Source organism: Streptomyces sp. NPDC027962 (assembly GCF_055566095.1).
The window spans coordinates 15725-40980 of record NZ_JBVHTA010000041.1 but is presented as its reverse complement, the minus strand read 5'-3'; the positions used below and the strand labels follow the sequence as shown (position 1 = coordinate 40980).

At 69.9% G+C, this 25256-nt stretch carries 20 protein-coding genes and 3 pseudogenes; 8 read left to right on the top strand and 15 right to left on the bottom strand.

The window, feature by feature from the left end; genetic code table 11:
- Positions 1 to 633: 633 nt before the first annotated feature.
- Positions 634 to 798: a hypothetical protein gene (locus ACZ4SA_RS29545; protein WP_468280579.1), complete on the bottom strand. Its 165-nt coding sequence runs from the start codon at positions 796 to 798 to the stop codon at positions 634 to 636.
- A gap of 146 nt (positions 799 to 944) precedes the next feature.
- On the opposite strand from ACZ4SA_RS29545, the gene ACZ4SA_RS29540 reads away from it, so the two are divergent.
- A complete protein-coding gene (locus ACZ4SA_RS29540) occupies positions 945 to 2393 on the top strand; it encodes a helix-turn-helix domain-containing protein (RefSeq protein WP_468280577.1) in 1449 nt (482 codons plus the stop codon).
- A gap of 95 nt (positions 2394 to 2488) precedes the next feature.
- On the opposite strand, the gene ACZ4SA_RS29535 is transcribed toward ACZ4SA_RS29540, so the two are convergent.
- Positions 2489 to 2785 (bottom strand): hypothetical protein, encoded by a 297-nt coding sequence (locus tag ACZ4SA_RS29535; protein WP_468280576.1) that lies wholly within the window; start codon positions 2783 to 2785, stop codon positions 2489 to 2491.
- A gap of 189 nt (positions 2786 to 2974) precedes the next feature.
- Here ACZ4SA_RS29535 and ACZ4SA_RS29530 point away from each other — a divergent pair.
- A pseudogene (locus tag ACZ4SA_RS29530) lies at positions 2975 to 3361 on the top strand (DUF5753 domain-containing protein); the annotation flags it as partial.
- A gap of 48 nt (positions 3362 to 3409) precedes the next feature.
- Here ACZ4SA_RS29530 and ACZ4SA_RS29525 read toward each other — a convergent pair.
- A pseudogene (locus ACZ4SA_RS29525) lies at positions 3410 to 4623 on the bottom strand (IS110 family RNA-guided transposase).
- Between the two features lie 229 nt (positions 4624 to 4852).
- On the opposite strand from ACZ4SA_RS29525, the gene ACZ4SA_RS29520 reads away from it, so the two are divergent.
- On the top strand, positions 4853 to 5059 hold the full coding sequence (locus tag ACZ4SA_RS29520) for a DUF397 domain-containing protein (protein ID WP_468280574.1): 207 nt from the start codon (positions 4853 to 4855) through the stop codon (positions 5057 to 5059).
- A gap of 134 nt (positions 5060 to 5193) precedes the next feature.
- On the opposite strand, the gene ACZ4SA_RS29515 is transcribed toward ACZ4SA_RS29520, so the two are convergent.
- From ACZ4SA_RS29515 to ACZ4SA_RS29500, 4 genes and pseudogenes are all read right to left on the bottom strand, one after another.
- A complete protein-coding gene (locus ACZ4SA_RS29515; protein WP_468280573.1) occupies positions 5194 to 5460 on the bottom strand; it encodes a hypothetical protein in 267 nt (88 codons plus the stop codon).
- 196 nt (positions 5461 to 5656) lie between these two features.
- Positions 5657 to 6208 (bottom strand): annotated as a pseudogene (locus tag ACZ4SA_RS29510) (TetR/AcrR family transcriptional regulator); the annotation flags it as partial.
- On the bottom strand, positions 6199 to 6561 hold the full coding sequence (locus tag ACZ4SA_RS29505) for a DUF1304 domain-containing protein (protein ID WP_468280630.1): 363 nt from the start codon (positions 6559 to 6561) through the stop codon (positions 6199 to 6201). The pseudogene ACZ4SA_RS29510 and the gene ACZ4SA_RS29505, both read right to left, overlap by 10 nt.
- 396 nt (positions 6562 to 6957) lie before the next feature.
- The gene (locus ACZ4SA_RS29500) at positions 6958 to 8229 is read right to left on the bottom strand and encodes an LCP family protein (RefSeq protein ID WP_468280572.1); all 1272 of its coding nucleotides are present in this window, start codon (positions 8227 to 8229) and stop codon (positions 6958 to 6960) included.
- Between the two features lie 108 nt (positions 8230 to 8337).
- Here ACZ4SA_RS29500 and ACZ4SA_RS29495 point away from each other — a divergent pair, with 108 nt between their 5' ends.
- Entirely contained in the window at positions 8338 to 8886 is a 549-nt protein-coding gene (locus tag ACZ4SA_RS29495) for an acyl-CoA thioesterase (protein ID WP_468280571.1), read from the top strand.
- Positions 8887 to 8915: 29 nt separating this feature from the next.
- Here the strand turns inward: ACZ4SA_RS29495 and ACZ4SA_RS29490 are convergent, their stop codons facing one another.
- Positions 8916 to 10421 carry an LCP family protein gene (locus ACZ4SA_RS29490; protein ID WP_468280569.1) on the bottom strand — a complete coding sequence of 502 codons (1506 nt, stop codon included), beginning with the start codon at positions 10419 to 10421 and terminating at the stop codon, positions 8916 to 8918.
- Between the two features lie 110 nt (positions 10422 to 10531).
- Between ACZ4SA_RS29490 and ACZ4SA_RS29485 the strand changes: the two genes are divergently transcribed.
- Entirely contained in the window at positions 10532 to 11560 is a 1029-nt protein-coding gene (locus tag ACZ4SA_RS29485; protein ID WP_468280567.1) for a glycosyltransferase family 2 protein, read from the top strand.
- A 57-nt stretch (positions 11561 to 11617) separates the two neighbouring features.
- On the opposite strand, the gene ACZ4SA_RS29480 is transcribed toward ACZ4SA_RS29485, so the two are convergent.
- From ACZ4SA_RS29480 to ACZ4SA_RS29465, 4 genes are all read right to left on the bottom strand, one after another.
- Positions 11618 to 13303 carry an LCP family protein gene (locus tag ACZ4SA_RS29480; protein WP_468280565.1) on the bottom strand — a complete coding sequence of 562 codons (1686 nt, stop codon included), beginning with the start codon at positions 13301 to 13303 and terminating at the stop codon, positions 11618 to 11620.
- Positions 13304 to 13364: 61 nt separating this feature from the next.
- Positions 13365 to 15140 carry an LCP family protein gene (locus ACZ4SA_RS29475; protein ID WP_468280563.1) on the bottom strand — a complete coding sequence of 592 codons (1776 nt, stop codon included), beginning with the start codon at positions 15138 to 15140 and terminating at the stop codon, positions 13365 to 13367.
- Between the two features lie 222 nt (positions 15141 to 15362).
- On the bottom strand, positions 15363 to 16904 hold the full coding sequence (locus ACZ4SA_RS29470) for an LCP family protein (RefSeq protein ID WP_468280561.1): 1542 nt from the start codon (positions 16902 to 16904) through the stop codon (positions 15363 to 15365).
- A gap of 221 nt (positions 16905 to 17125) precedes the next feature.
- Entirely contained in the window at positions 17126 to 17878 is a 753-nt protein-coding gene (locus ACZ4SA_RS29465; protein WP_468280560.1) for a TIGR03089 family protein, read from the bottom strand.
- Positions 17879 to 18007: 129 nt separating this feature from the next.
- Between ACZ4SA_RS29465 and ACZ4SA_RS29460 the strand changes: the two genes are divergently transcribed.
- From ACZ4SA_RS29460 to ACZ4SA_RS29450, 3 genes are all read left to right on the top strand, one after another.
- Positions 18008 to 19663 carry a peptidoglycan recognition protein family protein gene (locus ACZ4SA_RS29460; RefSeq protein ID WP_468280558.1) on the top strand — a complete coding sequence of 552 codons (1656 nt, stop codon included), beginning with the start codon at positions 18008 to 18010 and terminating at the stop codon, positions 19661 to 19663.
- A gap of 116 nt (positions 19664 to 19779) precedes the next feature.
- Positions 19780 to 20871, top strand: a complete 1092-nt coding sequence (manB, locus tag ACZ4SA_RS29455) for a mannose-1-phosphate guanylyltransferase (protein ID WP_468280556.1) — start codon at positions 19780 to 19782, stop codon at positions 20869 to 20871.
- A 9-nt stretch (positions 20872 to 20880) separates the two neighbouring features.
- Entirely contained in the window at positions 20881 to 21879 is a 999-nt protein-coding gene (locus tag ACZ4SA_RS29450) for a DNA-3-methyladenine glycosylase family protein (RefSeq protein WP_468280554.1), read from the top strand.
- 441 nt (positions 21880 to 22320) lie between these two features.
- On the opposite strand, the gene ACZ4SA_RS29445 is transcribed toward ACZ4SA_RS29450, so the two are convergent.
- The 3 genes from ACZ4SA_RS29445 to ACZ4SA_RS29435 form a co-directional block, all read right to left on the bottom strand.
- Positions 22321 to 23619, bottom strand: coding sequence for a coenzyme F420-0:L-glutamate ligase (locus tag ACZ4SA_RS29445; protein WP_468280553.1), 1299 nt, complete (start codon positions 23617 to 23619; stop codon positions 22321 to 22323).
- The gene (gene cofD / locus ACZ4SA_RS29440) at positions 23616 to 24572 is read right to left on the bottom strand and encodes a 2-phospho-L-lactate transferase (protein WP_468280551.1); all 957 of its coding nucleotides are present in this window, start codon (positions 24570 to 24572) and stop codon (positions 23616 to 23618) included. The genes ACZ4SA_RS29445 and cofD overlap by 4 nt, the downstream gene beginning before the upstream one ends.
- 120 nt (positions 24573 to 24692) lie before the next feature.
- On the bottom strand, positions 24693 to 25187 hold the full coding sequence (locus tag ACZ4SA_RS29435; protein ID WP_468280549.1) for a cysteine dioxygenase: 495 nt from the start codon (positions 25185 to 25187) through the stop codon (positions 24693 to 24695).
- Positions 25188 to 25256: the final 69 nt, after the last annotated feature.

The window sequence follows — 25256 nt, the reverse complement described above, 5'->3', positions numbered from 1 at the left end:
ACAAAACCCCCCCCCCACCCCCCCCCACCCCCCCCCCCCCCCCCCCCCCCCCCCCCCCCCCCCCTTCCCCCCCCCCCCCCCCCCCCCCCCCCCCCCCCCCCCCGCTACGGGTTCAACCTGTTGGGGCACACGCGCCGCTGGCCTGCGCAGTTTTGCCCGAACGCGGATCGCGGCCGCACCCTGAAAGCCACCAACGGCACCATGGTCACCTGCTCCTACGACCCCAGCATCAAGCCCTACCGCTGGCAGTAGCCCGCAGTCGTAGGTCTGCGTGATGTCGGCGAGCCCGGCGCCGCTGTGCGGCCGCAACCGTCGCGACGATGGGCTGGCAGGGTTCCCCGGCCCCGGAAGTTGTGCAGATCCGCTCATGACAAGAAAGGGGGGTCTATAGCCGGTTTACGCCTCTCTGGGGGTGCAGGATGGCTAGCGTTGTGTGCGTCGGCAGCGGCCTGTGACGTCGTGTGCCGACTGAGCCCGGCTGCCGTGGGGAGGGCGCAGGCTGCATTCACGCCTGTGTGTGGGGGGAGATGGGCACATGTAGGTGATGTCGGGAAAGGGCCGCGTGGCGCGGGCTGTGTCCCGCCGGTCGGTGTGATACGGCGGGACACAGCCTGCGGCACTCGCCCGGTGGGGTTATCGGCTGGTGAAGACGGCCCATGTGAGGCCGGCCATGGCCGCGGCGGCCACGAGAGCGTTCGCGAGCTGAGGGCTGCCGTAGGCGGCATAGCCGGTGACGATGCCGACGAGTGCGAGCAGCACCACAATGACGGCCGGCTGCGGGTCAGTGCTGTTGTTCATGGCGTCTCCCGAAAGGAATCCCGTCGCCCTCGCGCCCGGCGCCTGACAGAGAGCGGAAAAACGAACCCCGTGAACGAAGAGAACCACCATGTGGATTCACTCCGCTGACGGACTGACAGGAACGACCATCGCCGGGACCACCGGGGTTGCAGAAGAACAACAAAGAGCCAGACCTGAACCGACACGGCGCAACGCCAGCGTCGACGGGAGACAACACAGTGACAGAACGCCACAGCGAGAACCTGCCCCAGCCCGCCCAAAGCCTTGAGGAAGAAAGAAGAGAGTTCGCCCGCCGACTGGCAGACCTGCGTTCCCAGACGGGCATGAGCCTGCAGGAATGCGCCGAGTTGCTGAACGTCCACAAGACCACGATCCGCAACTATGAACTCGACGAAGACCCCCGTGTCCCGCCGCTCGAATACCTCACGCTCCTCATCCGGGAAGCGCAAAACCGCAGCAACGTCACCCCGGACGTCCTCCATGACACCCACCGCGCCTACGGGCACCTGCTTCAGCGGCTGACGGAAACCGGCAGCGACGCCGTCCACCAGCGGATGTGGACGGTGTTCGACCTCACCCAGCAGCGTGAGGAACTCATCGCGGAACTCGGCAGCGTCCACCACCAGATGCAGGGCCTGATCGCCGAACGCGACCGCTACCGCCAGGCCGTCCACGACGGACAGGCGCCCGACCCTGCACAGGAACAGCGCCTCGAAGAACAGCTCCGGCAGCTCGAGATCCGCCGTGCAGACCTCTGCGCTCGGCGGGACGGGCTCACCGCCCAGCTCGACGCGCTTTGCACCCCCCAAGCCCAGCCCGTCCCCCGCCCGAACGCCACTCCCTCACCCCCCTCACCGGTCCCTGACCTGGGCGTTGCCACCCCACAACACCCACCAGCCATGGCGTTGCCGCCCGGCAACGCCCCCGCAGCGGCGAAGAACAGCACCGTGACAAAGATCGTCGCCGCGGCTGCGGTCGTGGCACTCGCCCTGGGCGCCTTCCTGATCTACCGCATCACCGAACCCAACACCACAACCGCCTCCGACGAAGCCGGCAAACCCCAAGCACCGGCATCCCAGTCGGCAACGCCCACTCCCCTGAACACCACATCACCCACCAGCCCGCCCACCGCGGACACCATCCCTACAACGGATCCATCTAATCCCGGGAACGAACCCGGCACCACGCCGGCCACCGCGCCCCCACCGCCGGAGGAAGACGGATACCTCGTAACTTGGAACGCCGAACACAAATCCACCAGCGGCCTAATCACCATCGACCGAACAGGCGAACCGCATGGCGACCTTGGCGGCGACAACGACCTGTATATTCAGAGCAATTCCGGCGTCGACCCCTACATCACTCCAGGGCAGGCCAGGGAAGTGTCTCTGGGAGTCGTACCCAGCGGCGATCCGATCCCCGGACCCAGTGAGTGCTCAGACATTGCCACAAATCAACTGATCTCCCGTCACAAGCTCGCCGCTGGAAATCGGTACTGCGTCAAAGCTGGGAACACGATCGGCCACTTTGAAGTAGTCAACGTCAAACGAACGGGAGAATTGAGCATCTTCCTCATCAGGTGGCAACCCTCTTGATGAAGGAACTTCCCGCTGCGGCGCGGGTTCCGGGGGCGGGGGCGGGCCGCTGGTCGAGTCGCCTCCGAAGTGGCCTGGGATGGGGCGGTGTGCGTCTACGGTGTGCCGGGCCAGGACGACAAGCGCCTTGCCGCACTGGTCACCGTGATCTGCCTGGCCCTGCTGGTGTTCTGCCTGATCGAGTGCCAGGTCCGCCGGGCCCTGGGGGCGATCGCCTGGTACACCCGCGCTTCGTTGTGGTTGATCACGTTCAGCTTGTTTGCCAGCAACTCGTCGGTGGATCGGTCGCGTTCCGGCAGCCAGGGTTCGGGACACCTCCCCTGGAGCCAAGCGCTGAACCGCTGCTCGACGAGGAGATCGCCGGCTACTTCGGTGCGCTCGTCGGGCAGCACAAGCCTGGCGCGTCCACGACGATGCCGGAGATCGCTCCGCGGCCGAGCAGCCACTGGAATTCGGCCAACTTCCAGCCCTGATACCACTCTTCGGGCGACGTGTAGAAGCCTGTGGGCGCCTCGCTTCCCGCCGTGATCCGCTGCACGATGCCCCGGCAGTTCTTGAGCAGGGTGTCTTGTGGCCGCGTCCGTATGGCCCGCCAGTCGGTCTTTGACCGGCAGCCCGCCCCGCTGCTGGCGTTTGTCCAGGAGGAGGCGACCCTGAGGCAGCCGACCGGAGGCAGGATGGTGCTGCGTCGGCAGCTTGAACGCCTGCTGGAGGTCAGCTCGTTGAGACATGTCGAGATCCAGGTCATGCCGACGGATACGGAAGAGCACGCAGGCCTGGACGGTTCGCACCGAGTGCTTAAGCTGAGGGACGGCACGACTGTTGGGCACAACGAGGTGCAGCTCACCAGTCGGCTGATCAGCGAGCCCAAGGAAGTCCAGATCCTTGAGATGCGGTACGGCCTGATCAGGGCCCAGGCGCTTACACCTCGGCTGTCGCGGGCCTTCATTGAGAAACTGTTGGGAGAGATTCCCAATGACGTTGTCAAGCCCCGAGGGTCACGCCTCGTGATCGGGTCATGCCGCTGCGGCAGTGGGGCCGGGCACGGTTGCTTCGAAGGTCCGGTGGTCGCGTATCAGTGCCCAGAGGACGTTCAGACGGCGTCGGGCGAGGGCGAGGACGGCTTGCTTGTGGGTCTTGCCCTCGGTGCGTTTGCGCTGGTAGAAGGCCTTGGACTCGGGGCAGTGGATGGCGGCGACCTGCGCGGAAATGTAGAACACGCGCAGGAGCCGCCGACTGTAGCGTCGTGGCCTGCGCAGATTCCCGCTGACCTTGCCCGAGTCGCGTGGGACCGGGGCGAGTCCGGCGACGCCGGCGAGGCGGTCCGGGCTGCCGAAGGCGGTCAGGTCACCGCCGGTCGCGGCGATGAACTCGGCGCCGAGCATGTCGCCCATGCCGGGCATGCTGGTGATCACTTCGGCGTCGGGATGCTCACGAAACCGGCCCTCGATGAGGGCGTTGAGATCGGAGATCTCCTCGTCGAGGGTCATCACCTCCCTGGCCGGAGTGTGGACCATCTTCGCTGCGGTCTTCTCCCCGGGAACAACGGTGAACTGGGTCTCGGCCGCGGCAACCGCGGTGTCGGCGGCGTTCGTCGCGGTGCTGCTGGCGCGGACCCCATGGTTCTTCAGCCACGTCGCCAGCCGGGCCCGGCCGATCCGCCGCAGGGCGGCCGGGGTCCGGCAGCCGCTCAGCAGGATGAGCGCGCTCTTGGACGTGCTGTAGTCGAAGGCGCGTTCCGGGGCCGGGAAGTACTCCAGCAGTTGGGCGCGGAGCCGGTTGATCGCCCGGGTGCGGTCGGCGGCCAGGTCCATGCGCCGGCTCGTCAGGATCTTCAAGTCGATCGCGATTTCGCTGATCTCCTGCAGGGGATGCAGGTCTCGCCGCATCCTGGCCTGGTCGGCGATGACGTAGGCGTCCTTCGCGTCGGTCTTCCCGTCGCCCCGGTAGGAGCCGGAAGCGTGGTGCACGGTGCGGCCGGGGATGTAGAAGAGCTGTTGTCCGTGGTTGACCAGCATGGCGATCCACAGCGCGGCGCCGCCCGCGTTCAGGTCACCGCCCAGGTGACCGGGGCGCCGTCGGCCAGCTCCAGGATGTCACTGAGGAGTTGCAGCAGCTCGGCCTCGCTGTTCGCCACCCGGCGCGAGAGCACCTTGGCGCCGTCGGTGTCGATGACCGTGCAGTGATGCTCGGCCTTGCCCGCGTCCGTCCCTGCCCACAGTTCGGGCACCGGCCCCTCCTTCGTCGTTGTGCACCGGCCCAGCAGACGACCTCGCTGTCACGTCCATACAAGCGATCTGATTCGCGCATCCCAATCAGCAGTCGAGTCGTCGCGGGGCGACGGGCGGCCAATCTCTCCAAGCCACAACTCCGGCAGACATGACCAACCCACAGCCGCCGCCCCCGGGTGTCCGGATCTTACGACTGACCCGAATCAACCCACGAAAGAAGGTATGGACATGAGTGTCACGCCCTCGGCCGGAAGCGCTTCCGGGCTGACGTGGGTCAAGAGCAGCTACAGCACCGCCGACGGACCTGACTGTGTCGAGGTCGCAGCGGCCGTCAGCGCGGTCCATGTCCGAGACTCCAAAAACGTGCCGGGCCCGGAGCTCGGCTTCGGCCCCACCGCTTGGGCGGACTTCGTGACGTACGCGTCCGGTAGCTGACCCGGTCCTCGCGCCCCGACGCCGGGTTACATTGGCGTCGGGGCGCGCTGCCGTCAAAAGAAGCTGATCTGATCCTCGTCAGTGGGCGTGGCCTTCGCCTTAGTGGTCGGCTCCGGAAATGCTGCGGGTGTTGATCATGCTGCTGGTGCGGCGGAGGATTCCTCTGGGTGATCGGCGGTGTGCCGGTCGAGCCTGGCCGGCAGAGCGTCCAGGCCGGAGGTAGTGAACTTCCACTGGAACGGCTGTGCCGTGGCGTTGTAGCGGTCTTCGAAAGCCCGGAGCCGGTCCCTGACCTCACCGAGGTCGGTGAAGTCGTTGGGTGAGACGACCCTGCGCCGCACGACGGAGAAGAAGATCTCCACTTGGTTCAACCAGGAGGCGTGCACCGGGGTGTGGACCATGACCGCGTTCGGGAATGCGGCGGCCAGGCGATCGGCGGCTTCTTGTGGCCGTAGGCCATCTTCTTCAGCCGTGTGCGCTCGGTGGCAGTCGGGGCTATCGGGCGGGCAGCACAGGCGGGCAGGGAAGGTGGGCCTCTTCGGCCGGGCCGGGCGGATCAGCGTGCCGGGTGCGGACCGGGTCCCGGTTGGGGGTGCGGTGGAGCGTGACGAGCAGGCGCCAGACCTGGTGGGCGATCTGCGCGGGGGTGGCTTCGATGAGGTCGTGCAGCCAGTCCGCGAGCACTCCGGCGAACGTCGCGGCCACAGCTGAAGCGATCAGGTCGGGTTCCGGTGCGCCGGCCAGGGTGCGCTCGGCGCGGCTGCGGGCGCGCAGGTCCTGATGGAGTACGCGGCCGAGTGGGCCGCCGCCTCCGGGCCGCAGCAGGGCCCGGTAGAGACCCGCGTGTGGGGTGAGGCCGGTAAAGAAGTCGACCAGCGCGGGCGGCGGGGTGGCGGGGTCGGGGGTGCCGCGCCAGGCATGCAGGGCGTCCACTGCGTCGCGGACCACGTCGGCGCAGGCGTCGACGGCCAGCGCCTCCAGGTCGCTGTAGTGGAGGTAGAAGGTGGCGCGGCCGACCCCGGCCCGGCGCACCAACGCGGCGACGCCGACCTCGGCCAGCGGGCGCTCGGCGCATTCGCCCAGCAGGGCCTGGCGCAGTTTGGCCCGGGTCCGAGCGGCCCGGGGATCTTGCGGGGCAGTCACCGGGATGCCAGGACGGCGGCGAGGGCCAGCGCCCCGGGCAGGGCCTGGGCGACCAGGATGCGCCGGTTCGTGGTGATCCCGCCGTACAGCCCGGCGATGAGCACGCAAGCGAGGAAGAAGACCCGGACCCGGAACCCGGTCGGGTCGCCGGCGATCAGGCCCCACACCAGTCCGGCGGCCAGGAAGCCGTTGTAGAGGCCCTGGTTCGCGGCCAGCGGTGCGGTGGCGCGGGCCAGGGCGGTATCGAAACCGGAGAGCTTGCGGCCCGGCTTCCTCTCCCACAGGAACATCTCCAGAACCAGGATGTACGCATGTATGGCGGCCACCAGGCCGACCAGGACATTCGCCGTCGTTCCCACTGTCATCGTTCCCACTTTCCTGGACAGGTGTCCATCATACATGGACAGTCGTCCAGGAAAGATTGCCGTGTCCGCGGCCGGCGAGGCAGCTCGGCTTGGACGCCCCCCCGTCGCGGCGAGCCCGGATCGTCTGGCCCTCCCGCACAGACACCCACGGCCATCACCCGTCTCGCGCAGCGCCCCGGCCTGCCGCGAGGACCCGTCGAACGCACCAAGCCATCCCGCACCGCGCAAACCTGACCCACCGTCAACCCCCGCAGGATTTCCGGAGCCGACCACTGAGTGGGGTTCGCGGTGACCGTGTGGGGTGTGTCCGTGGCATTCCCGGCGCGTTGGGCACCTGTCGGACGCGCGAAAGGGCCCGCACCTCCGGTGCGGGCCCTTTCGCGGGCGAGGTCACTTGCCCGTGACGGTGACCTTCTCGTCGTTCTGGATCTGCTTCACCAGCTGCTGCACCTTCGCCTTGTCCCAGACGAGGTTGCCGCCGCGGCTGCCGGAGATCGGGATGTTCATCGACGTGCCCTCGCCGCTGCTGACGCCCTTCATCGCGAAGAACATCGACCCCAGGTCCCACAGGGACATGTCCTTGTCGACGATCAGGGTGTCGAGTCCCGCGCCCAGCGTCGGGTACAGCTTGAACGGGTTGAGGATCGTGCCGGGAGTCGCGGCCTGGTTGGCGAGCGTGGAAAGGAACTTCTGCTGGTTCTTCGTCCGGTCCAGGTCGCTGCCCGCGAACGCGTAGCGGGTGCGGACGAAGGCCAGTGCCTGCTCGCCGTCGAGGGTCTGCTTGCCGGCCTCGAAGTCGGCGCCGGACTTCTTGTCCTTGAAGCCCTTCTCGATGTCCATCTCGACACCGCCGAGCGCGTCCACGATGTTCGCGAAGCCGGCGAAACCGATCTCGGCGTAGTGGTCGATCCGCAGACCCGTGTTGTGCTCGACCGTGCGGACCAGCAGCTCGGGCCCGTCCTCCGCGTACGCGGCGTTGAGCTTGACCCGGCGGCCCGTCCCCGGGAACGTCTTGCCCGACTCGGAGCCGACGAACGTCGGTATCTCGACGTCCGAGTCACGCGGCAGCGACACCATGGTGTTGCCGCTGGAGCACGCCGCGAGGATCATCATCGAGTCGGTGCGCTTGCCCTCGGCCGAGCCGGTGCGCAGCCGCTTCTTGTCCTCGGCGGACAGACCCTCACGGCTGTCCGAGCCGACGATCAGATACGTGGTGCAGTCGCCCTCCGCCGGACGCTCGACGACCTTGGAGAGGTCGACCTCGCGCCGCACCTTTGAGTCGGCCCAGAAGTACGTGCCGATGGATGTGGCGAGGACGGCGACGAGCACGAGGATCGAGCCGACCTTGAACCTGCGGCGCCAGTCCGGCGCCGGGCCGGGCTGCCGGGGCGGCCGGCCCTGCGGGGGAATGCTGCCCCCGCCGCCGGTCCCGCCGTAGACCTGGCCCGTGTTGTAGCCGCTGTCGTACCCGGGCTCCGCGTAGCCCTGGTCGTAACCGCGCTGCTGCTGCGGGGGGACCCCGCCGTGCGGCGGTGCGGCCGGTCGTTGGACATGGCGCATGACGCGCGCGCCCTCGGGCTGCGCACCGGCGCCGCCGTGCCCGTAGCCGCGGCCTCTGCCGTTGCCGCCGTCGTCCGTCCATCCATCCGGCCAGTCATTCATGCGCAACAGTGTGCAGGGCGCGGTGGCCGGCCAGACAGGGCGGGTGAGGAATCGCACCAGGGCTGTAGCGAAGCTGATGCATTTCCGCCCCGGCATATGGTGGGCGTCATGACAGATCAGGCCCCGCGCCCGGAGAGTGAAATTCCGGGCAAGCCCACTTCGGCATCCCGTACCACCCTCAGCCACATCATGACCGGAAGTGACACGAATCTCCTCGGCACCGTGCACGGCGGCGTGATCATGAAACTGGTGGACGACGCGGCCGGAGCCGTCGCGGGCCGGCACTCCGGCGGACCCGCCGTCACCGCCTCGATGGACGAGATGGTGTTCCTCGAGCCGGTCAGGGTGGGTGACCTGGTTCATGTGAAGGCGCAGGTCAACTGGACGGGCCGGTCCTCGATGGAGGTCGGCGTGCGCGTCCTCGCCGAGCGCTGGAACGAGTCGACGCCGGCCCAGCAGGTCGGCAGCGCCTATCTCGTCTTCGCGGCCGTGGACGCGGACGGCAAGCCCCGGCCCGTACCGCCGGTGGTCCCGGAGACCGAGCGGGACCACCGGCGTTACCAGGAGGCGCAGATCCGGCGTACGCACCGGCTGGCCAGGCGGCGGGCGATCCGGGAGCTGCGCGAGAAGCGCGCCGCGGAGGGCATGGACGACTGAGCCCGCCAAGAGCCCGACGAGAGGGGCCCTTACGGGCACACCACCTGGTCGCCGGTCACGGCGCCGAACTCCCCGCGCTGCGGCGCCTGCGTCCGCACCGGTGTGACGGACCTGAAGTCGGTCCCCGCCGTCACCTTCAGCATCGGCCCCTGGCCCCTCACCGGGCGCAGTTCCGCACCGCGCAGCGCCACCTGGAGCGACTTCGCCGAACGGTCCCAGCGAGGGTCGTACGTCACGTAGGTGCGCTGCACCCGGCGGCCTCCGTCGTCCGACGGGGCCCGTGTGGTGTCGAAGCCGATTTCGTCCAGGGCCTTGTCGACCTTGCTGCCGAGACCCTTGATGTCGGTGCCGTTGTAGACCTGCACCTGGATCCGGTCGGGGGAGACCTCGACCACATCGGCCTTCTGGCGCTTCGGCCGGTGCGGGGCCAGCGGCCTGTCGTCGCGCAGCAGCCCGAAGAGTTTCTCCGCTTTCTTCGTGTCCCACTTCACGGTGGAACCGACACCCGGGACCAGGAAGCCGACGTCGCCGACCGGCACGGACGTGAACTCGGACGACGCGGGGGAAAAGCCGTGCATGGCCCTGCCAAGAGCGAGCATTTCCTGGGTGCCGAAGCCCTTGTCGGCGCGGACCGAGCCCAGCATGGTCGAGGCGATGTCACGGAGCTTCACGGGGTTGAGCAGGACCCCGCTGCTGGTCGCCCGGTCGACGAGAGCAGCCAGGAAGCGTTGCTGGCGCTGCATACGACCGAGGTCCGCGGCCCCGTCGACATGGCGTGAGCGCACATACTGCAGCGCCTGCCCGCCGGTGAGCTTGTGGGTGCCGACCGGCAGGTCAAGACCCGTGTAGGTGTCCTTCATCGGCCGGGCGGTGCAGACCTCCACCCCGCCCAGCGCGTCCACGGTCTTCATGAAGCTGGTGAAGTCGATCTCGAGGTAGTGGTCGATCTTCACCTTGGTCATGTGCTCGACCGTGCGGACGGTCAGGCCGGGGCCGCCTTCCGCGTAGGCGGCGTTGAGCTTCACGGGATGCGGCTTGTGGTGCTTGCCCGTGGTGGTGTCCGTGTGCTCGGGGATCTCCGCGTAACTGTCCCGGGGAAGGCTGACCACACTGGCGCGCTCACGGTTCCGGGAGAGGTGCACGAGCATGATCGTGTCGGTGCAGTTGCAGGGTGCACCGCCGAGCCGGTACTTCTCCTTCTGCTCCCGTGTGATCTTGTCCCGGCCGTCGGTGCCGACGATGAGGACGTTCATACCGCGGCCGGCCTCCGGTCGGTTCTTCATGTCGCTGAAGGGATCGACCCGGCCGATCTCGGTGTCGAGGCTGGTGACCACGGCGTGCCCGATGCCTCCCACGCCCAGCACCAGAACAGAGAGAGTTGTCACGAACCGGGGGCCCCAGCGCGGACGCTCGCCCTGGCGCGGTCGTGCTGTCTGCCGTGGCGTCTGCCGTGACGTCTGGCGCGCGGCGGGCCGTACGGTGCCGGGCTGCGGAGCCTTACCGGGGCGGGGGCGCGGGCGGGGCGGTGAGGGCAAGAGGACACCTCCGCGGACGACAGGGGATTCCCCGCACCGTAGGCCGATACGATCTGCGACCACCGGCCGCCGCGCCTCGGTGTCCCCCGTTCGCGGTAACGTGGCGGACGATGAACGCCACGCCCGCTGTCTCCGTGATCATGCCGGTCCTCAATGAGGAGCGGCATCTCCGCGATTCCGTCCGTCACATCCTCGAGCAGGACTACGACGGCGAGATGGAGGTGGTGATCGCCCTCGGACCGTCCACGGACCGCACCGACGAGATCGCCGCCGAACTGGTACGCGAGACCGCTTCAAACGAACGAGCCCGTGTCCACACCGTGCCCAACCCGACCGGTCGCACGCCGGCCGCGCTGAACGCCGCGATCAAGGCCTCGAAGCATCCGATCGTGGTCCGCGTCGACGGCCACGGCATGCTGTCGCCGAACTACATCGCGACCGCGGTCCGCCTGCTGGAGGAGACCGGCGCGCAGAACGTCGGCGGCATCATGCACGCCGAGGGCGAGAACGCCTGGGAGCACGCGGTCGCGGCCGCGATGACGTCCAAGGTCGGTGTCGGCAACGCCGCGTTCCACACCGGTGGCCAGGCCGGCCCGGCGGAGACCGTGTACCTGGGGGTCTTCCGCCGGGAGGCGCTGGAGCAGCAGGGCGGCTACAACGAGGAGTTCATCCGCGCCCAGGACTGGGAGCTGAACTTCCGGATCCGTGAGGCCGGCGGCCTGATCTGGTTCTCGCCCGAGCTGAAGGTCCAGTACCGCCCGCGGCCCTCCGTGCGGGCGCTTGCCAAGCAGTACAAGGACTACGGTCGTTGGCGCCATGTCGTCGCCCGCTACCACCAGGGCTCCATCAACCTCCGCTACCTGGCTCCGCCGACGGCCCTGTGCGCCGTCGCCGCCGGTGTCGTGGCGGGCGCGGTGCTCACGCCGTGGGCCTTCGTCGTCCCCGCCGGCTACCTCGCGGCGATCACCGCGGGCTCGGTCCCGGCCGGCAAGGGTCTTTCGCCGAAGGCCCGGCTGCAGATCCCGCTGGCGCTGGCGGCGATGCACATGTCGTGGGGTTACGGCTTCCTGACGAGCCCGCGTTCGCTGGCGAAGAAGGTCATCGCGAGCAAGAGGCCGTCGGTCAAGGCCGCCGTCTGACACAGGCACGAGGAAGGGCCCGGTCGGTGTGACCGGGCCCTTCTCCGTGCTCTGCTGCTACCAGGTGAAGCCCTCCTGGACCGGCATGCACGCGTCCTCGTTGTCGCCGCGGAGGACGTTCGCCGTGTCCGGGGTCTTGTTGTCGGGCTTGGCGTTCGACTCCGGGTAGGTGTCGCCCTCCCGCCAGTCCGCGCCGACGATCAGCTGGATACCGGTGGCGTCGGTGGACCTCTTCACCGAACTCATCGGAATCCCGAGGGACTTGGCGACCGCCTGTGCGTCGCCCTCCAGTTCGGCGTTGGAGTACAGCACAACCGACGTCTTCTGCGGGTCGAGCGTGGTGTCCGCCTTCGCGAGCGCGAAGCCCTTGTCGACCAGCAGGCCCGTCACGGTCGTCGCCCGGCCGCGCTCGGCGAGCTGCCCGTCGCCGCCGGTGCCGTTGCGGACCATGACCGGGATCTCCGCGGGGACATCCGCGGGATCCTTGGACTCGGCGGGCTTGGCCGGGGGCTTCTTCGGCCCCTTGCCGTCCAGCGGAATGTCCTCGCGGACCATACGGAACAGCTTCTCGGCGTCACCCGGCATGGGCTCCACCTTGCCCTTGAAACGGGCCTCGGGCCGCTGGCTGTAGACGTTCGGCATCGTCGTCATCGTGATGCGGGCGGTCGGGACGCTCTTGAGCTGTGTGCCCAGGTCGTACAGGTCCTTGACGGTGTTGATGCCCTTGTCGACGGTGAGCGCGTCGATGGCCGCCTCGGCGAGCTTGCGCAGCTTGTTGGGGTCGGTGAGCTTGGTGTTCCTGCGCAGCTCGCGGACCATCGAGTTCATGTACATGTGCTGACCGTGCGCACGGGCCAGGTCGGTGCCGTCGTCGAAGCCGTAGCGGGTACGCAGCCACTGCAGCGCCTGCTCGCCCTTGATGGGCGTCGTACCCTTCTCCAGCTTCAGGCCGGAGCCCTCTCCACCCGGGGTGCGGGAGTGGATGTTCTCCTCGACGCACACCGGGACGCCGCCTATCGCGTCGGCCATCGAGACCACACCCGCGAAGTCGATCATCATGAAGTGGTCGATGGTGATGCCGGTGAGCCCGTACCAGGTGGCCACCGTGCATCCCGGCCCGCCGCGGCCCAGTGACTCGTTGGTCAGGGCGAGTTCGGTGGCGGGGAAGGTCTTCTCGGTGTCCGGGTCGGTGCACTCCGGGATGTTCACGATCGTGTCCCGCGGCATGCTGATGACCGAGATGTTGCTGCGGTCCGCGGACAGGTGCAGCAGCATCTGGACATCGGCGAGCGGCGGCGCGCCGAACGTCTCCTTGGCGCCGCCGAGCTTCTGGTTCGCCGTGGAGTTCCGTGCGTCGGAGCCGATCAGCAGGATGTTCAGCGGTGTCTGACCGGCGGCGTTCGCCTTGTGGTCGGGCATCGCGTCGCCGAGCGTCAGGTCGTCCTTCTTGAGCTTGCTGTTCAGATGCTCGTAATAGAGATAACCCGCCCCGGCGGTGCCGAGCACCAGCACCGACACCGTGATCGCGATGCCGCGGAGTATCCGGCGCTTGCCGCGCTTCGCGCGCCGCCGTGGACCGCCTCGCCGGTGACCGTGGCCGGCTGGCTCCGGCGCGCCGTGCTCGCCGTCCGGAGCCGTACGGCTGCCGGGTACTCGGCCGGCCCCCTCGCCGTCCCAGCCGAGATCGCCGGGTTCCGCAACGTGCTCCCGGGTCCCCTCCCCGCGCACGCTGTTGCGTCCCACCCCTGGTTCCCCCTCGTATTCAGGTGTATTCAGGCCCGCCCCATGAGCCGTTCCTCTGGCGTCACTCGGCGCATACCTTCTTGTCTGCTTCGACTCGCGATACGTCGTCCGGCAGCTTCGCCGGACCGGTGATGGGCACCCCTGCGCCCTTGAAATCGGGGCCGAGGGTCAGCGTCATGGCTTCCAGACCCTCCGCGTCCTCGGTGCCGGGCTTGAGCGCCGCGGCGGGCAGGCCCACCAGATCCGCGAGCTTGCGGGCCTGGTCGGCCTGGTTCGGCGCGTATTCCAGGGTCGTCTTCGAGACCTTCGTCTCGGCGTTGCCCTTGTTGGCGGACTTGAGGACTCCCTCGGTGTTCTGCAGCCAGTCGAGGGTCTTCTGGGCGGAGCCGGTGGGGCCGCCGCCGTTGAAGACATCGACGCGCACGTCGGAGGCCTCGGCCCTGGTGCCCTTGAGGAGGGCGTTCTGCTTGTCCTTGGCCGCCTTCTTCTGGCCCTCGACCTCGGTGAGCGAGACGTCCTCGCGGACCATGGAGAACAGCGCCTCGGCCTTGGCGGTGTCGAGCACGACGGTGGCCTTGACCTTCTCCGTCGGGTTGTCGAGGACCGGCACCGTGGCGAAGGTCAGGTTCTTCATGTCGAACTTGCCCAGCTCCAGACCGAGGTCACGGAGCTTGAAGACATCGTCGATCTTGGAGTCGACGGTCAGCGCCTTGGTGCCCGCCTCCGCCAGCTTCACCAACTTCGTGGGGCTGGTGAGGGTGTCGTTGGACTTGAGCTTGCGCATCAGCGAACTGAGGAACTGCTGCTGGATCTTGATGCGGTCGAGGTCGCCCTGGTTGCCGAACGAATGCCGCGTCCGGACGAAGGCAAGGGCCTCCTCGCCCTCTATCTCGTGCTCGCCCGCCGGCAGGTTCAGATGCGAGTCCGGGTCGTTGACGTCCTTCGCCAGGCAGATGGGAACACCGCCGACCGCCGAACTCAGCGTCTTCACCGCGTTGAAGTCGGCCACCATGAAGTGGTCCGGCTTGATGCCGGTGATCTCCGTGACCGTGCGCATCGTGCAGCTCGGCGTGCGGCCCGACTGGCCGAGGCTCACGTTGAACCGCGTGTTGGGCGTCCCCGGGATGGTCTCGGTGGCCCCGTCCTCCTGCGTGGTCGGACAGTCCGGGATGTCGGTGATCAGGTCACGCGGGATACTCAACGCCGTCGCGTTGGTGCGGTCCTTGGACACGTGCAGCAGCACGGTGGTGTCGGCGTGGCCGGGGCTGTTCTTGTCGCCGTAGCCCTCGTTGCCGTCGCCGGTGCGCTTGTCCGTACCGATCAGCAGGATGTTGATGGCGCGGTCCTTGCTGAAGCCGCCGGTGCCGGCGCCGTCGTCGGGGACCGAGGTGATGTTCGAGTTGAGGTGCTCGAGATACAGGTAACCGGCGGCGGCGGTGCCCACGAGCACGAACGCCAGGGTGCCGCCCGTCCACAGCAGCGCCTTCTTCTTGCGCGTCTTGGCCTGCTTGCGCTTGCGCCGGCCGGCCTGCTGCGGGGCGGCCCGGCCGCCGGAGGCATCACCGGCGCGGCGGCTGCGCTGCCCGGGAACCTCGGGGGCCGGTGCCGCCGTACGGCGCCGGGTGCCGGCGCCGACCGACCCGTTTTGCGTCACCGCGTCGCGACGGCTGCCCGCCGCTCCGGCCCCGGAACCGCGGGGGCCCGAACCTCTGGAGGACGGAACCGACCGCGGTGCGGATTGGTCCAGTCGCAGTTCGTAGTTGCCGGTCTGCGGGTTGAGTACCCACTGGTCGGCGGGGTCGATCTCGTCCGCCCGCCCACGGCTTTGCGCATCCACGGTTGCTTGAGTCCTCCGTCGGTGCCACGCGAGGCGCCTCCCCCCGACAGGCGCTCGGTCCTTCGATCCAGCAGTGCGCGACACAGGGTCGGAAGCACCAGATCGCGTCACACTATCCGCCCAGTTCGGCGTCGAGCGACGTCCGTGACAAATTGCACGCTGCTTACAACGGGGTAATCCGCCCAATCCGTATTCACTCTCAGCTTCCGTTTGGCCATTGCTTTACTCACACATCCCTTCGGCGGCGTTGGTGCCGGGGAACGTCGGGGTCGGACTGGGGCCGTCGGTACGGTCGGCTTCCGGCTTTCCGGTGGTCTCCTCGCCCGTCCTGTCCGTGCCCTCCGGCTCGTCCGTCGGGACGACGGTGACCGGGACGTCGTCGCGGAGGCTCTTGAAAAGCTGACTCGCTTCGGGCTGGACAAGCTCGTCCCGGTTCGGGTTCGCGGTGTACGGCCGTCGCGGCACAGTGAGGAATTGCACCTTTTCCGTGGGGATGCTGCGAATTGACCTGGTCAGATCGTAAAGATCCCTGAGCGAGTCCAGACCGGCATCCGTGGTGATCGACTTCGTCGCCGCGTCGAGCACCGGATAGAGCCGCGTCGGATTGAGCAGCACACCGTTGCTCTGCACCTTCTTGACCAGCGCGCCCATGAACTGTTGCTGGCGCTCCATGCGTTCGGTGTCGCTGCCGTTGCCCAGCGTCTTGCGCGCCCGTACGAACCCGAGGGCCTGCTCGCCGCGGAGCGTCTGCGGCCCCGCCGGCAGCCTGAGACGCGCGTCCTTGTCGTCGATCGGCTGCTGGAGACACACCTCGACGCCGTCCACCGCGTCGACCATGTCCTTGAAGCCGCGGAAGTCGATCACCATGTGGTGGTCGATCCGGACTCCGGTGAACTTCTCGACGGTACGGATCGTGCAGGCCGCCCCGCCGAACTGGAACGCCCAGTTGAACTGCGCGAGCTGCTCCCTGGTGCGCCCGCCGTCCCGCTTGCCGCAGCTCGGGATCGTGACCATCAGGTCGCGCGGGATCGAGATCGCCGTCGCGCTCTTGTGGTCGGCAGAGATGTGGAGCAGGATCGCGGTGTCGGAGCGCTCGCTGCCGCCGGACTCGTCACGGCCGTACTTGCTGTTGCCCTTACCGGTGCGGGTGTCGGAACCGAGAAGCAGGATGTTCTGGGCGTCGACGGCGACGGGTGCGGGGCGCTCCTTCTCGTACGTCTCGAGCTCGGCCGCGGCCGTGATGTCCGTGGTGATGTTGGAGTCGAGCTTGCGGTAGAACCACCAGCCGACACCGGCGGCGGCGAGCACGACGAGCGAGGTCCCGAACGCCGCCCAACGCAACCAGTACCGCGGCCGGCCGCCGACCTCGCCGTCCCCGTGCCCGTCGTTGTCTCCGTCCCCGGCATCGCTGCCGTTGCCGTCGTCGGGTTCGGGCCTGGCAGCCTGGCCGTCGTCCGCTGCACGGGACCTGACCACGTCGTCCCCGGGGTCGCCGGCCTCGCCGCTCGGTTCCGGACCGGAGCCGACCGTGTCGTCCGGGTCACCCTCCGGTGCAACGGCGCTCAGCTCGGGACCGGCGTCGGTCTCGCCGGACGCGGTCTCGGCGGTCTCGGCGGCCCTGGCGGTCTCCGCGGCCTCGACGGGGCCTGCCGGGTCAGTGGACGCGGCGGAGTCGTTCTCGGCAGCGGAGCCTGCGGACCCCGCGCTCTCGTCCGCTTCAGCGGAGCCCGCGGGCTCCGACGGGCGGCCGGCCTTGTCCGTCACGTGTGCGTCCATCCTTCGTGGCGTCGGCGGCGCGCTGGGTCGCCGATCGCTGGTCTAGACGGCTGGGCCCGGCGCTTGGTTGTGCGTTGAAGCACGCTTGTCGCCGATCATCCACCGGGGCCGACCACCGGACGGGGAGGGCTCGGCCTGAGTGTGCGCCACACGAGTGGACGTCCAGGGCTTGTCACACCGGCTCGTCCACCGCCTGGCCACCCGGCTCGTCACAGTGCCGTGTCGGTGACCCGCTCGCTCTCGAGGCGTTTCTCCAGGCCCTCTTGGGACAGCTCGTCCAGGTTTCGGCAGAGCACCACGGACCCACCTGACGCCAGCGGCGCGAACAGCCCCGCGGAGAGGCCGTCCCAGGAGTCGTACGGCTTCCCGCTCAGCAGTCGCGACCCGGGCCCCAGACCGAGCCGTGACGCGTCCGCCCGCGCTCGTTCGACAAGTTCGGCACCGGTCAGCTCGACGTCACCGACCACCAGCGCGGCCTCTTCCGGATCCACCGGCGCGTAAGGGGCGAACCTGTCCCCCTGACCGGGCACCTCCACCGCGTAGTCGGCGTAACCGGCGGGCGGGGTGGGGAAGCGGCGACCGAGCGGTGCGAGGGACAGGGCGATCCGGTCGCCGGAGCAGGCGAGCCCCGCGTCGAACTGCCCGGGTCCGGCCACCACATAGTCCGCGCCGGACGCGTCGCCTCCGACGTCCGCAACCACTCCGACGGGGGAGCAGGCCAGCAGCCACACCGCGCTCTGCCAATGCGCGGGCAACAGGAGCGCGAGCCGGTCGCCGGGCCCGGCGGACAGCTCGCCCTGGAGGAGATTGGCCGTCTTGGCCACCCAATTGGCGAGGGTGGCGACGGACAGTTCCACCCGCTCACCGGTGGCATCGTCGTAGTAGGTGACCAAGGGGCGCGCGGGGTCCGCGGCGAGCGCGGATCGCAGCAGGTCGGCAGGGGTGCGGTCGCTGGCGTTCACCCGCGCAAGCGTACGCCGCGCCCGACGAGGAACGCCGCCGCTGGGGTGAACGGGTCCCCCGGTCGGAGCGACGGGGCGTCAGTTCTCCTCCGAAGGCACAGTTCACGGGCCCGTCCCAGGATTTCTGCCATGCGTGGATACCTGGCTTCATACGTCGGAGTGGTGTGCGCGACCGCGCTCGCCGTTCCGCTCTCGCTCGCTTCCGGCGCCGTCGCCGCGCCCCTGCAGGCCGCCTCGGTCCCACAAGTACCGGACGTGCCCGGCTCGACCCAGTCCCTGCCACTGAAGTCCATAGGCCAAACCCCCTCCGACCGTTCGCTCGGCCGGGTGGAGCAGGGCCTGCCCCGCCAGGACGTCGACCGGTTCTCACTGGTCGGCGTCGTCTGGGAGGACGCCCAGACCGAACTCGACGGCACGGTCGAGGTACGCACTCGGAATGCCGGCACCGGCGACTGGTCCGGCTGGCAGCAGGTCGAGACGCACAACTCGGAGCACGCACCCGACCCCGGAACCCCGGAGAGCGAGGCGCGCTCGGTACGCGGCTCCACGGCTCCGCTCTGGGTCGGGGAGTCGGACGGCGTGGAGGTGCGCGTACGGACGGCGGACGGCGTCTCGGGCGGGCTGCCGGACGGCCTGCGCCTCGAGCTCGTCGATCCCGGCGACGATCCGACGGCCCCCGGCGACACGGCCCCCGACACCGCTCCGGGAACAGACCCGGGCTCCGCCCCCGTCGCAGCCGGCCCCGAAACCGGCACAGGCACCGACCCCGAAACCGGCACAGGCACCGACCCCGGCCCCGACCCCGGCACCGACCCCGGCCCCGACCCCGACCCCGGCCCCGGCACGGGAACCGACCCCGGCCCCGGCACCGGCCCCGGCACCGACCCCGGAACGGGCATTGGCATTGGCATTGGCATTGGCACCGACCCCGGAACGGGAACGGGCACCGACCCCGGAACCGGCACCGACCCCGGCACCGGCACCGGCACCGGCACCGGCACCGGCACCGGCACCGGCACCGGCACCGGATCCGGAACCGGCACCAGCGCCGACACCACCATCGGCCGCGTCCCGCTCGGCGGCCTCGAGATCCCCGCCCTCAACCAGGCCGACACGGAGGCCGAGGCGGTGGCGGCGGGGGACCTCCTCACCGGCGACCTCGCCGCCGGCGCCAAGCCGTACATCGGGCCGCGGCCGCGCATCGTCACCCGCAAGGGGTGGGGCGCGGACGAGTCGTGGCGGGAGAAGGAGTTCGTCTACACGGGCTCGGCCAAGGCCGCGTTCGTGCACCACAGCGCCACCGGCAACAACTACTCGTGCGAGGAGGCGCCCTCAGTTATCCGCAGTATCTACCGCTACCACGTCAAGAGCAGCGGTTGGCGCGACATCGGCTACAACTTCGCCGTCGACAAGTGCGGAAACATCTACGAAGGGCGCGCCGGAGGCGTGGCCGAGCCGGTGCTCGGCGCACACACCCTGGGTTTCAACACGAACAGCACCGGCATCGCCGTGCTCGGCACGTACAGTTCGTCCAATCCGCCGGAGGCCGTGGTGACCGCCGTGGCCAAACTGACCGCGTGGAAGCTCGGGCTGAGCGGGGTCGATCCGGAGGGCAAGGTGACGCTCACGTCGGCGGGGAGCGGCAAATACCCCGAGGGCAGGAAGGTCGATCTCAACGCCATCTCCGGACACCGCGACGGCTACTTCACGGACTGTCCCGGAGACCGCCTCTACAGCAAGCTCGGCACGGCCCGAACGGCCTCGGCCAAGTACCAGGGCCGATGACCGCTTCCTGAACGGGTACGGGGCGTATGCCGGGAAACGCACTGCATACACTGGCCGGTCGAACCAGCGACCGCGCCCCGGCCCCGTCCAAATCCCAGCAGGAAGCAGAGAACGCATTGAACCAGGCCCCAGAAGCGATTCTCCTGGTCGGAGGCAAGGGCACCCGGCTGCGTCCGCTCACCGTCCGCACCCCGAAGCCGATGGTTCCGGCGGCAGGCGTGCCCTTCCTCACCCACCAACTGGCGCGGGCGCGGGCGGCGGGCGTCGAGCACATCGTGCTCGCCACCTCCTACCTGGCCGAGGTCTTCGAACCGTACTTCGGCGACGGCTCGGCGCTCGGCCTCCACCTCGAGTACGTCACGGAGGACGAGCCGCTCGGCACGGGCGGGGCGATCCGCAACGTCGCCTCCCGGCTGCGGTCCGGCCCCGACGACCCGGTGCTGATCTTCAACGGCGACATCCTCACCGGACTCGACATCGAGGCCCTCGTCGCAACCCACCGCTCGTCGGGCGCGGACGTCTCCCTCCACCTCACCCGGGTCGACGACCCGCGTGCCTTCGGCCTGGTGCCGACGGACGGGACCGGCCGCGTCACGGCGTTCCTGGAGAAGCCCCAGACGCCGGAGGAGATCGTCACCGACCAGATCAACGCGGGCGCCTATGTGTTCCGGCGGTCGGTCATCGACAGCATCCCGGCCGGCCGGCCCGTCTCCGTCGAACGGGAGACGTTCCCCGAACTGCTGAGCGCCGGAGCGCACCTCCAGGGCATGGTCGACTCCACGTACTGGCTGGACCTCGGCACACCGCACGCCTTCGTGCGCGGCTCCGCCGACCTGGTGCTCGGCCAGGCCCCGTCCCCCGCGGTTCCGGGGCGACGCGGTGACCGGCTGGTGCTTCCGGACGCGTCCGTCGCGCCCGGCGCGAAGCTGACCGGCGGCACGGTGGTCTGCGAGGGCGCACGCATCGGCGAGGGCGCCCGTATCGACGGCAGCACGGTCCTGGCCGGCGCGGTCGTGGAGCCCGGCGCCGTGATCTCCGACTCACTCGTCGGCGTGGGGGCGCGGGTCGGGGCGCGCACGGTGCTGTCCGGCGTGGTCGTCGGCGACGGCGCGGACGTGGGCGCGGACAACGAGCTCCAGGACGGCGCGCGGGTGTGGTGCGACGCGGTGATTCCCGCGGGCGCGATCCGCTTCTCGTCCGACCAGTAGCCTGACCGCATGGCAGGTCGCTTCGAACCGGGTACGAGTCGCGCCACCGTGCCCGGTGGCGTGACGCCCGTGCCTGCCGCCGTACCGCGACAGGTCCGCCACGCCGCCCGCACACGGCGGTGGACCCCGCCGTGGCCGCTCGACCTCGGCCTGGTCCTCGGGCCGCTGCGCCGCGGCCCGGCCGACCCGACCTTCCGCACGACGCCGGACGGGTCCGTATGGCGGGCCAGCCGGACGCCCGAAGGTCCCGGCACCCTGCGCGTCGCCCTCCGCGGCGGTACCGCGGAGGCCGAGGCCTGGGGGCCGGGCGCCGAGTGGCTGCTCGACCGGCTGCCCGACCTGCTCGGCGCCTCCGACGAACCCGAAGCCTTCACCCCGCACCACCGGCTGGTCGCCGCCTCCCAGCATCGGCGGCCCGGCCTGCGGCTGCTGCGCACGGGGCTCGTCATGGAGTCCCTGATCCCCTCGATCCTCGAGCAGAAGATCACCACGGACGAGGCCTACCGGGCCTGGCGGCTGCTGATCCGCAAGTACGGCGAACCGGCACCGGGCCCCGACAACGGGCTGTTTGTCATGCCGGATCCGCGGACCTGGGCACTCATTCCTTCCTGGGAATGGCACCGCGCCGGCGTCGACAACAAGCGCGCGTCGACGATCCTGCGCGCGGTGAAGGTGGCGCGCAGGATGGAGGAAGCGGCGACGATGGCCCCCGAACAGGCCCTGGCCCGGCTGGAGCTGATCCCCGGAATCGGGCCGTGGACCTCTGCGGAGGTCATCCAGCGCAGCAACGGCGCGGCGGACGCGGTCACGGTCGGCGACCTGCATCTGCCGCGCATCGTGGGCTACGCGTTGGCGGGCGACCGCAACACGGACGACGCGGCGATGCTGTCGCTCCTGGCCCCCTACACCGGCCACCGCCACCGCGCCGCCCGCCTCATCCTTCTCTCGGGCCGCACCCCACCCCGCCGAGAACCAAAGATGCGCAAGGTCGACATCGCCAACTGGTAACCCGCCCGCGTCCCGTCGTGCGGCGACCCGTTTCCGGCGCTCGGGCGGGGCGGCCGGCCGTTCGCGTGCTCCGCGTTGCCTGTGGCGTGCGCGGCTCGGTGTGCGGCGACCCGTTTCCGGCGCTCGGGCGGCGCGCCGGCCGCTGTGGTTCGGCTACCGCCTTGGGCGCACATGCGCCGGGTGGGGCGCGGGGTCGCGTACCTCAGCACGACGCTGCCGGCGCAGGCGTACGTGGCGCGAGGCGATTCGCAGCGCGAAGCCGCTGGTTCTCGGCGCGCGGAGGCGCCAGTCCCCGCCGGTGCTGCCGGTGCGGCGCGGAGCCGTCGCTTCAGGGGAGGGGTGCCAACCCCCAGGTCTTCCGCCCCGGCAGGGACCGGGGTCCGGGGCGGGGCCCCGGTTTCGGGTAGGGCAGGGCGTGGGGGAGACCCCCCACGCCCTGCCCTACCGCACCTCGATGAACGACTCGGCCTCCCGCGCCGGGCGCGCTTTCGGCGCAGCCGCCGCGTGGCCGATCGCCACCGCGCCCATCGGGTCCCACGAGGCCGGCAGCGACAGTACGTCCCGCACCACGTCCCGGCAGAACATCGTCGACGACACCCACGCCGATCCCAGCCGCTCGCCGGCCAGTGCCACGAGGAAGTTCTGCACGCCCGCGCCCGCCGCGACCACGAACATCTCGCGTTCCGCCGCGTCGCGCCGCTCGTCGCCGTATGTGTGGGAGCCGTCCATCACCAGGCAAGGCACCGCCAGGTACGGCGTGTTGCGCAGGACGTCCCCGCGGCGGACCCGCTTCGCGATGGAGTCCTCGGACTTGCCGTCGCGCCGGAGGTCCGCGATCCACGCGTCACGCATCGCGTCCAGCAGCCGGACGCGGGACTCCGGCGACTCGAGGAGCACGAAGCGCCACGGCGTCGTGTGGTGAGGGGCCGGTGCCGTCACCGCCGCGGCAACCGCGCGCCGCACCGCGCCGCTGTCCACCGGTTCGTCCGTGAACTCCCGGACGGTACGGCGCTGCGTCACCGCCTCCCGTACCGCTTCCGACGTCCCGAGCCGGAACATGTCGTCGGCAGCGCTCCGCGCCATGGACCGCGCGCCTTCCGCGTCCTCGGCGACGACATGGGCCAGGCCGCGCACCACTGCGACCGGCAGGCCGTTGGTCTTGCCCTTCACCAGGTCGCCGGCGGCGGCGAGTTCGTCGGCGGTGGCCACGACCGTCGCGCCGAGAGGGTTGCCGTACGCGTCGGTGCCGCCGCGCAGGTCGTCCAGGACCCGCACTCCCGCCGCGCCGATCGCGACATCGGTCAGCCCGGTCCGCCAGGGCCGTCCGAAGGTGTCGGTGACGATCACGCCGACGTCGACGCCGAGTTCGTCCCGCAGCCCTTGACGGATCGCGCGTGCCGACGCGTCCGGGTCCGCGGGCAGCAACAGCACCGTCCCGGCGGGGGTGTTGGACGCGTCGACCCCGGCCGCCGCCATGACGAGGCCCTGCCGGTTCTCGACGATGCGCAGGGGGCCGCGCCGTGCCACGACCCGTACCGTCTCCGCGTCGATGGCCGCCTCCCGGTCCGTCGCCTCGACGATCCGGCCCTCGGCCTTGCTGACGATCTTCGAGGTGACGAGCAGCACGTCCCCGTCGGTCAGCCCGGGCGACGTCGCGGCGATCAGCTTGGCGAGGTTGTCGCCCGGCAGGACCTCGCCGAGCCCGGGCAGCGCCCAGACCCGGTACGACGCCTGGCTCACGCCCGTACCTCCTCGGCCAGGGCCAGCGCCTCGCGCGCCATCTGGGCTGCCGCGTCCACGTCGGTCATCAGCAGGGGCACGGCCCGGCAGCGGATGCCCGCCGTCTCGACAGCGGGCACCGCGTCCTCGTCGACGGTGTCGACGAGCCAGCCGTCGAGCAGCCCGGAGCCGTAGTGCTGGGCGACAGCGGTGGCCGTCGCCTCGACGCCCACCGCCGCGAGCACCTTGTCGGCCATCCCGCGCACGGGCGCGTTTCCGACGAGGGGGGAGAGGCCGACCACCGGTACGCCCGCCTCCGCGATGGCCTCGCGTATGCCGGGCACGGCGAGGATGGTGCCGACGCTGACGACCGGGTTCGACGGAGGGAAGAGGATGACGTCGGCGGAGGCGATCGCCTCCAGCACGCCCGGCGCCGGCTTGGCCTGGTCGGCGCCGACCGGCACCACTGCCTCAGCCGCCACGGAGGCACGCAGCCGCACCCAGTACTCCTGGAAGTGGATGACCTTGCGCTCGCCGTCGAGTGTCACGGCGACATGGGTCTCGACCCGGTCGTCGGACATCGGCAGGAGCCGCACGCCCGGGTTCCACCGGTCGCAGAGAGCCTCGGTGACGGCGCTGAGCGGATAGCCGGCGCTCAGCATCTGCGTACGGACGATGTGCGTCGCGAAGTCGCGGTCGCCGAGGCCGAACCAGTCGGGGCCCACTCCGTAGGCCGCGAGTTCGCTCTTGACCTGGAAGGTCTCGTCCTGGCGTCCCCAGCCCTGCTCCTCGTTGATGCCACCGCCGAGGGTGTACATCACCGTGTCGAGGTCGGGGCAGACCTTCAGCCCGAACAGATGGATGTCGTCACCGGTGTTGCCGATCACCGTGACGTCCGCCTCCGGCGCTGCCTGCTTGAGACCGCGAAGGAAACGGGCGCCGCCGATACCGCCGGCCAGAACCACAATGCGCATACGGACATCCTTGCAGGTCCGTCCGACGGCTCACGGCCGCTCCTTCGGATCAGGCCGGGATCCAGGAGAACGGCTCTACGGGGGGCTCCCTGCGGGCCCTGTGCGTGCTCTCCGCCGGCGCTACGCGGGAACGGCGTCCGCCGTGCAGCGCGCGGCGGTGTGCATCGGCATCTCGGTGAGGCCCGGGTAGTAGACGTGCAGGCTGACCGCCGGCTCGAGGGTGTCGTTGACGACCTCGTGCACATAGCCGGGTGCGAAGACCCGCTGGGAGCCTTCCGCGAGCGACCGCTCGCCGCTCTGGGTGCGCTCGGTCAGCTCGCCCTCGAGGACGGTGAGCACACCGGAGGAGGGTCCGTGGTCGTGCAGTCCGCTGCGTTGGCCGGGAACCCAGCTGAGCAGCCAGATCTCATAGCCGGGACCGGTGCGGAGCCGGTGGTACCAGCGGGAGGTGGCGTCGTATTCGACGAGATGCTCCCACTGCGCGCGATCGGCGGCGATGGAGCGGGCGAGCCCGGCGAACTCGGCCACGGTGGCCGGGTGCTCGGGGGCGGGCCGGAGAAGGTGCTGGACGGCGAGGATGTCGCCGGCGATCTGGAGGTCGCTGTCGCTGTTCACGGTGCGGGGGTTCCTCGGCAGAAGTGCGTGGGTGTCGCAGAGCAGGAAGAGGGTGAAGAGAACGCAGAA

What these genes read in the sequence shown, in the direction of transcription:
- ACZ4SA_RS29460 (WP_468280558.1), top strand. Translation starts at nt 18,008, where the DNA reads ATGCGTGGATACCTGGCTTCATACGTCGGAGTGGTGTGCGCGACCGCG.
- ACZ4SA_RS29545 (WP_468280579.1), bottom strand. Translation starts at nt 798, where the DNA reads ATGAACAACAGCACTGACCCGCAGCCGGCCGTCATTGTGGTGCTGCTC.
- ACZ4SA_RS29495 (WP_468280571.1), top strand. Translation starts at nt 8,338, where the DNA reads ATGACAGATCAGGCCCCGCGCCCGGAGAGTGAAATTCCGGGCAAGCCC.
- ACZ4SA_RS29515 (WP_468280573.1), bottom strand. Translation starts at nt 5,460, where the DNA reads ATGGTCCACACCCCGGTGCACGCCTCCTGGTTGAACCAAGTGGAGATC.
- ACZ4SA_RS29485 (WP_468280567.1), top strand. Translation starts at nt 10,532, where the DNA reads ATGAACGCCACGCCCGCTGTCTCCGTGATCATGCCGGTCCTCAATGAG.
- ACZ4SA_RS29520 (WP_468280574.1), top strand. Translation starts at nt 4,853, where the DNA reads ATGAGTGTCACGCCCTCGGCCGGAAGCGCTTCCGGGCTGACGTGGGTC.
- ACZ4SA_RS29450 (WP_468280554.1), top strand. Translation starts at nt 20,881, where the DNA reads ATGGCAGGTCGCTTCGAACCGGGTACGAGTCGCGCCACCGTGCCCGGT.
- ACZ4SA_RS29500 (WP_468280572.1), bottom strand. Translation starts at nt 8,229, where the DNA reads ATGAATGACTGGCCGGATGGATGGACGGACGACGGCGGCAACGGCAGA.
- cofD (WP_468280551.1), bottom strand. Translation starts at nt 24,572, where the DNA reads ATGCGCATTGTGGTTCTGGCCGGCGGTATCGGCGGCGCCCGTTTCCTT.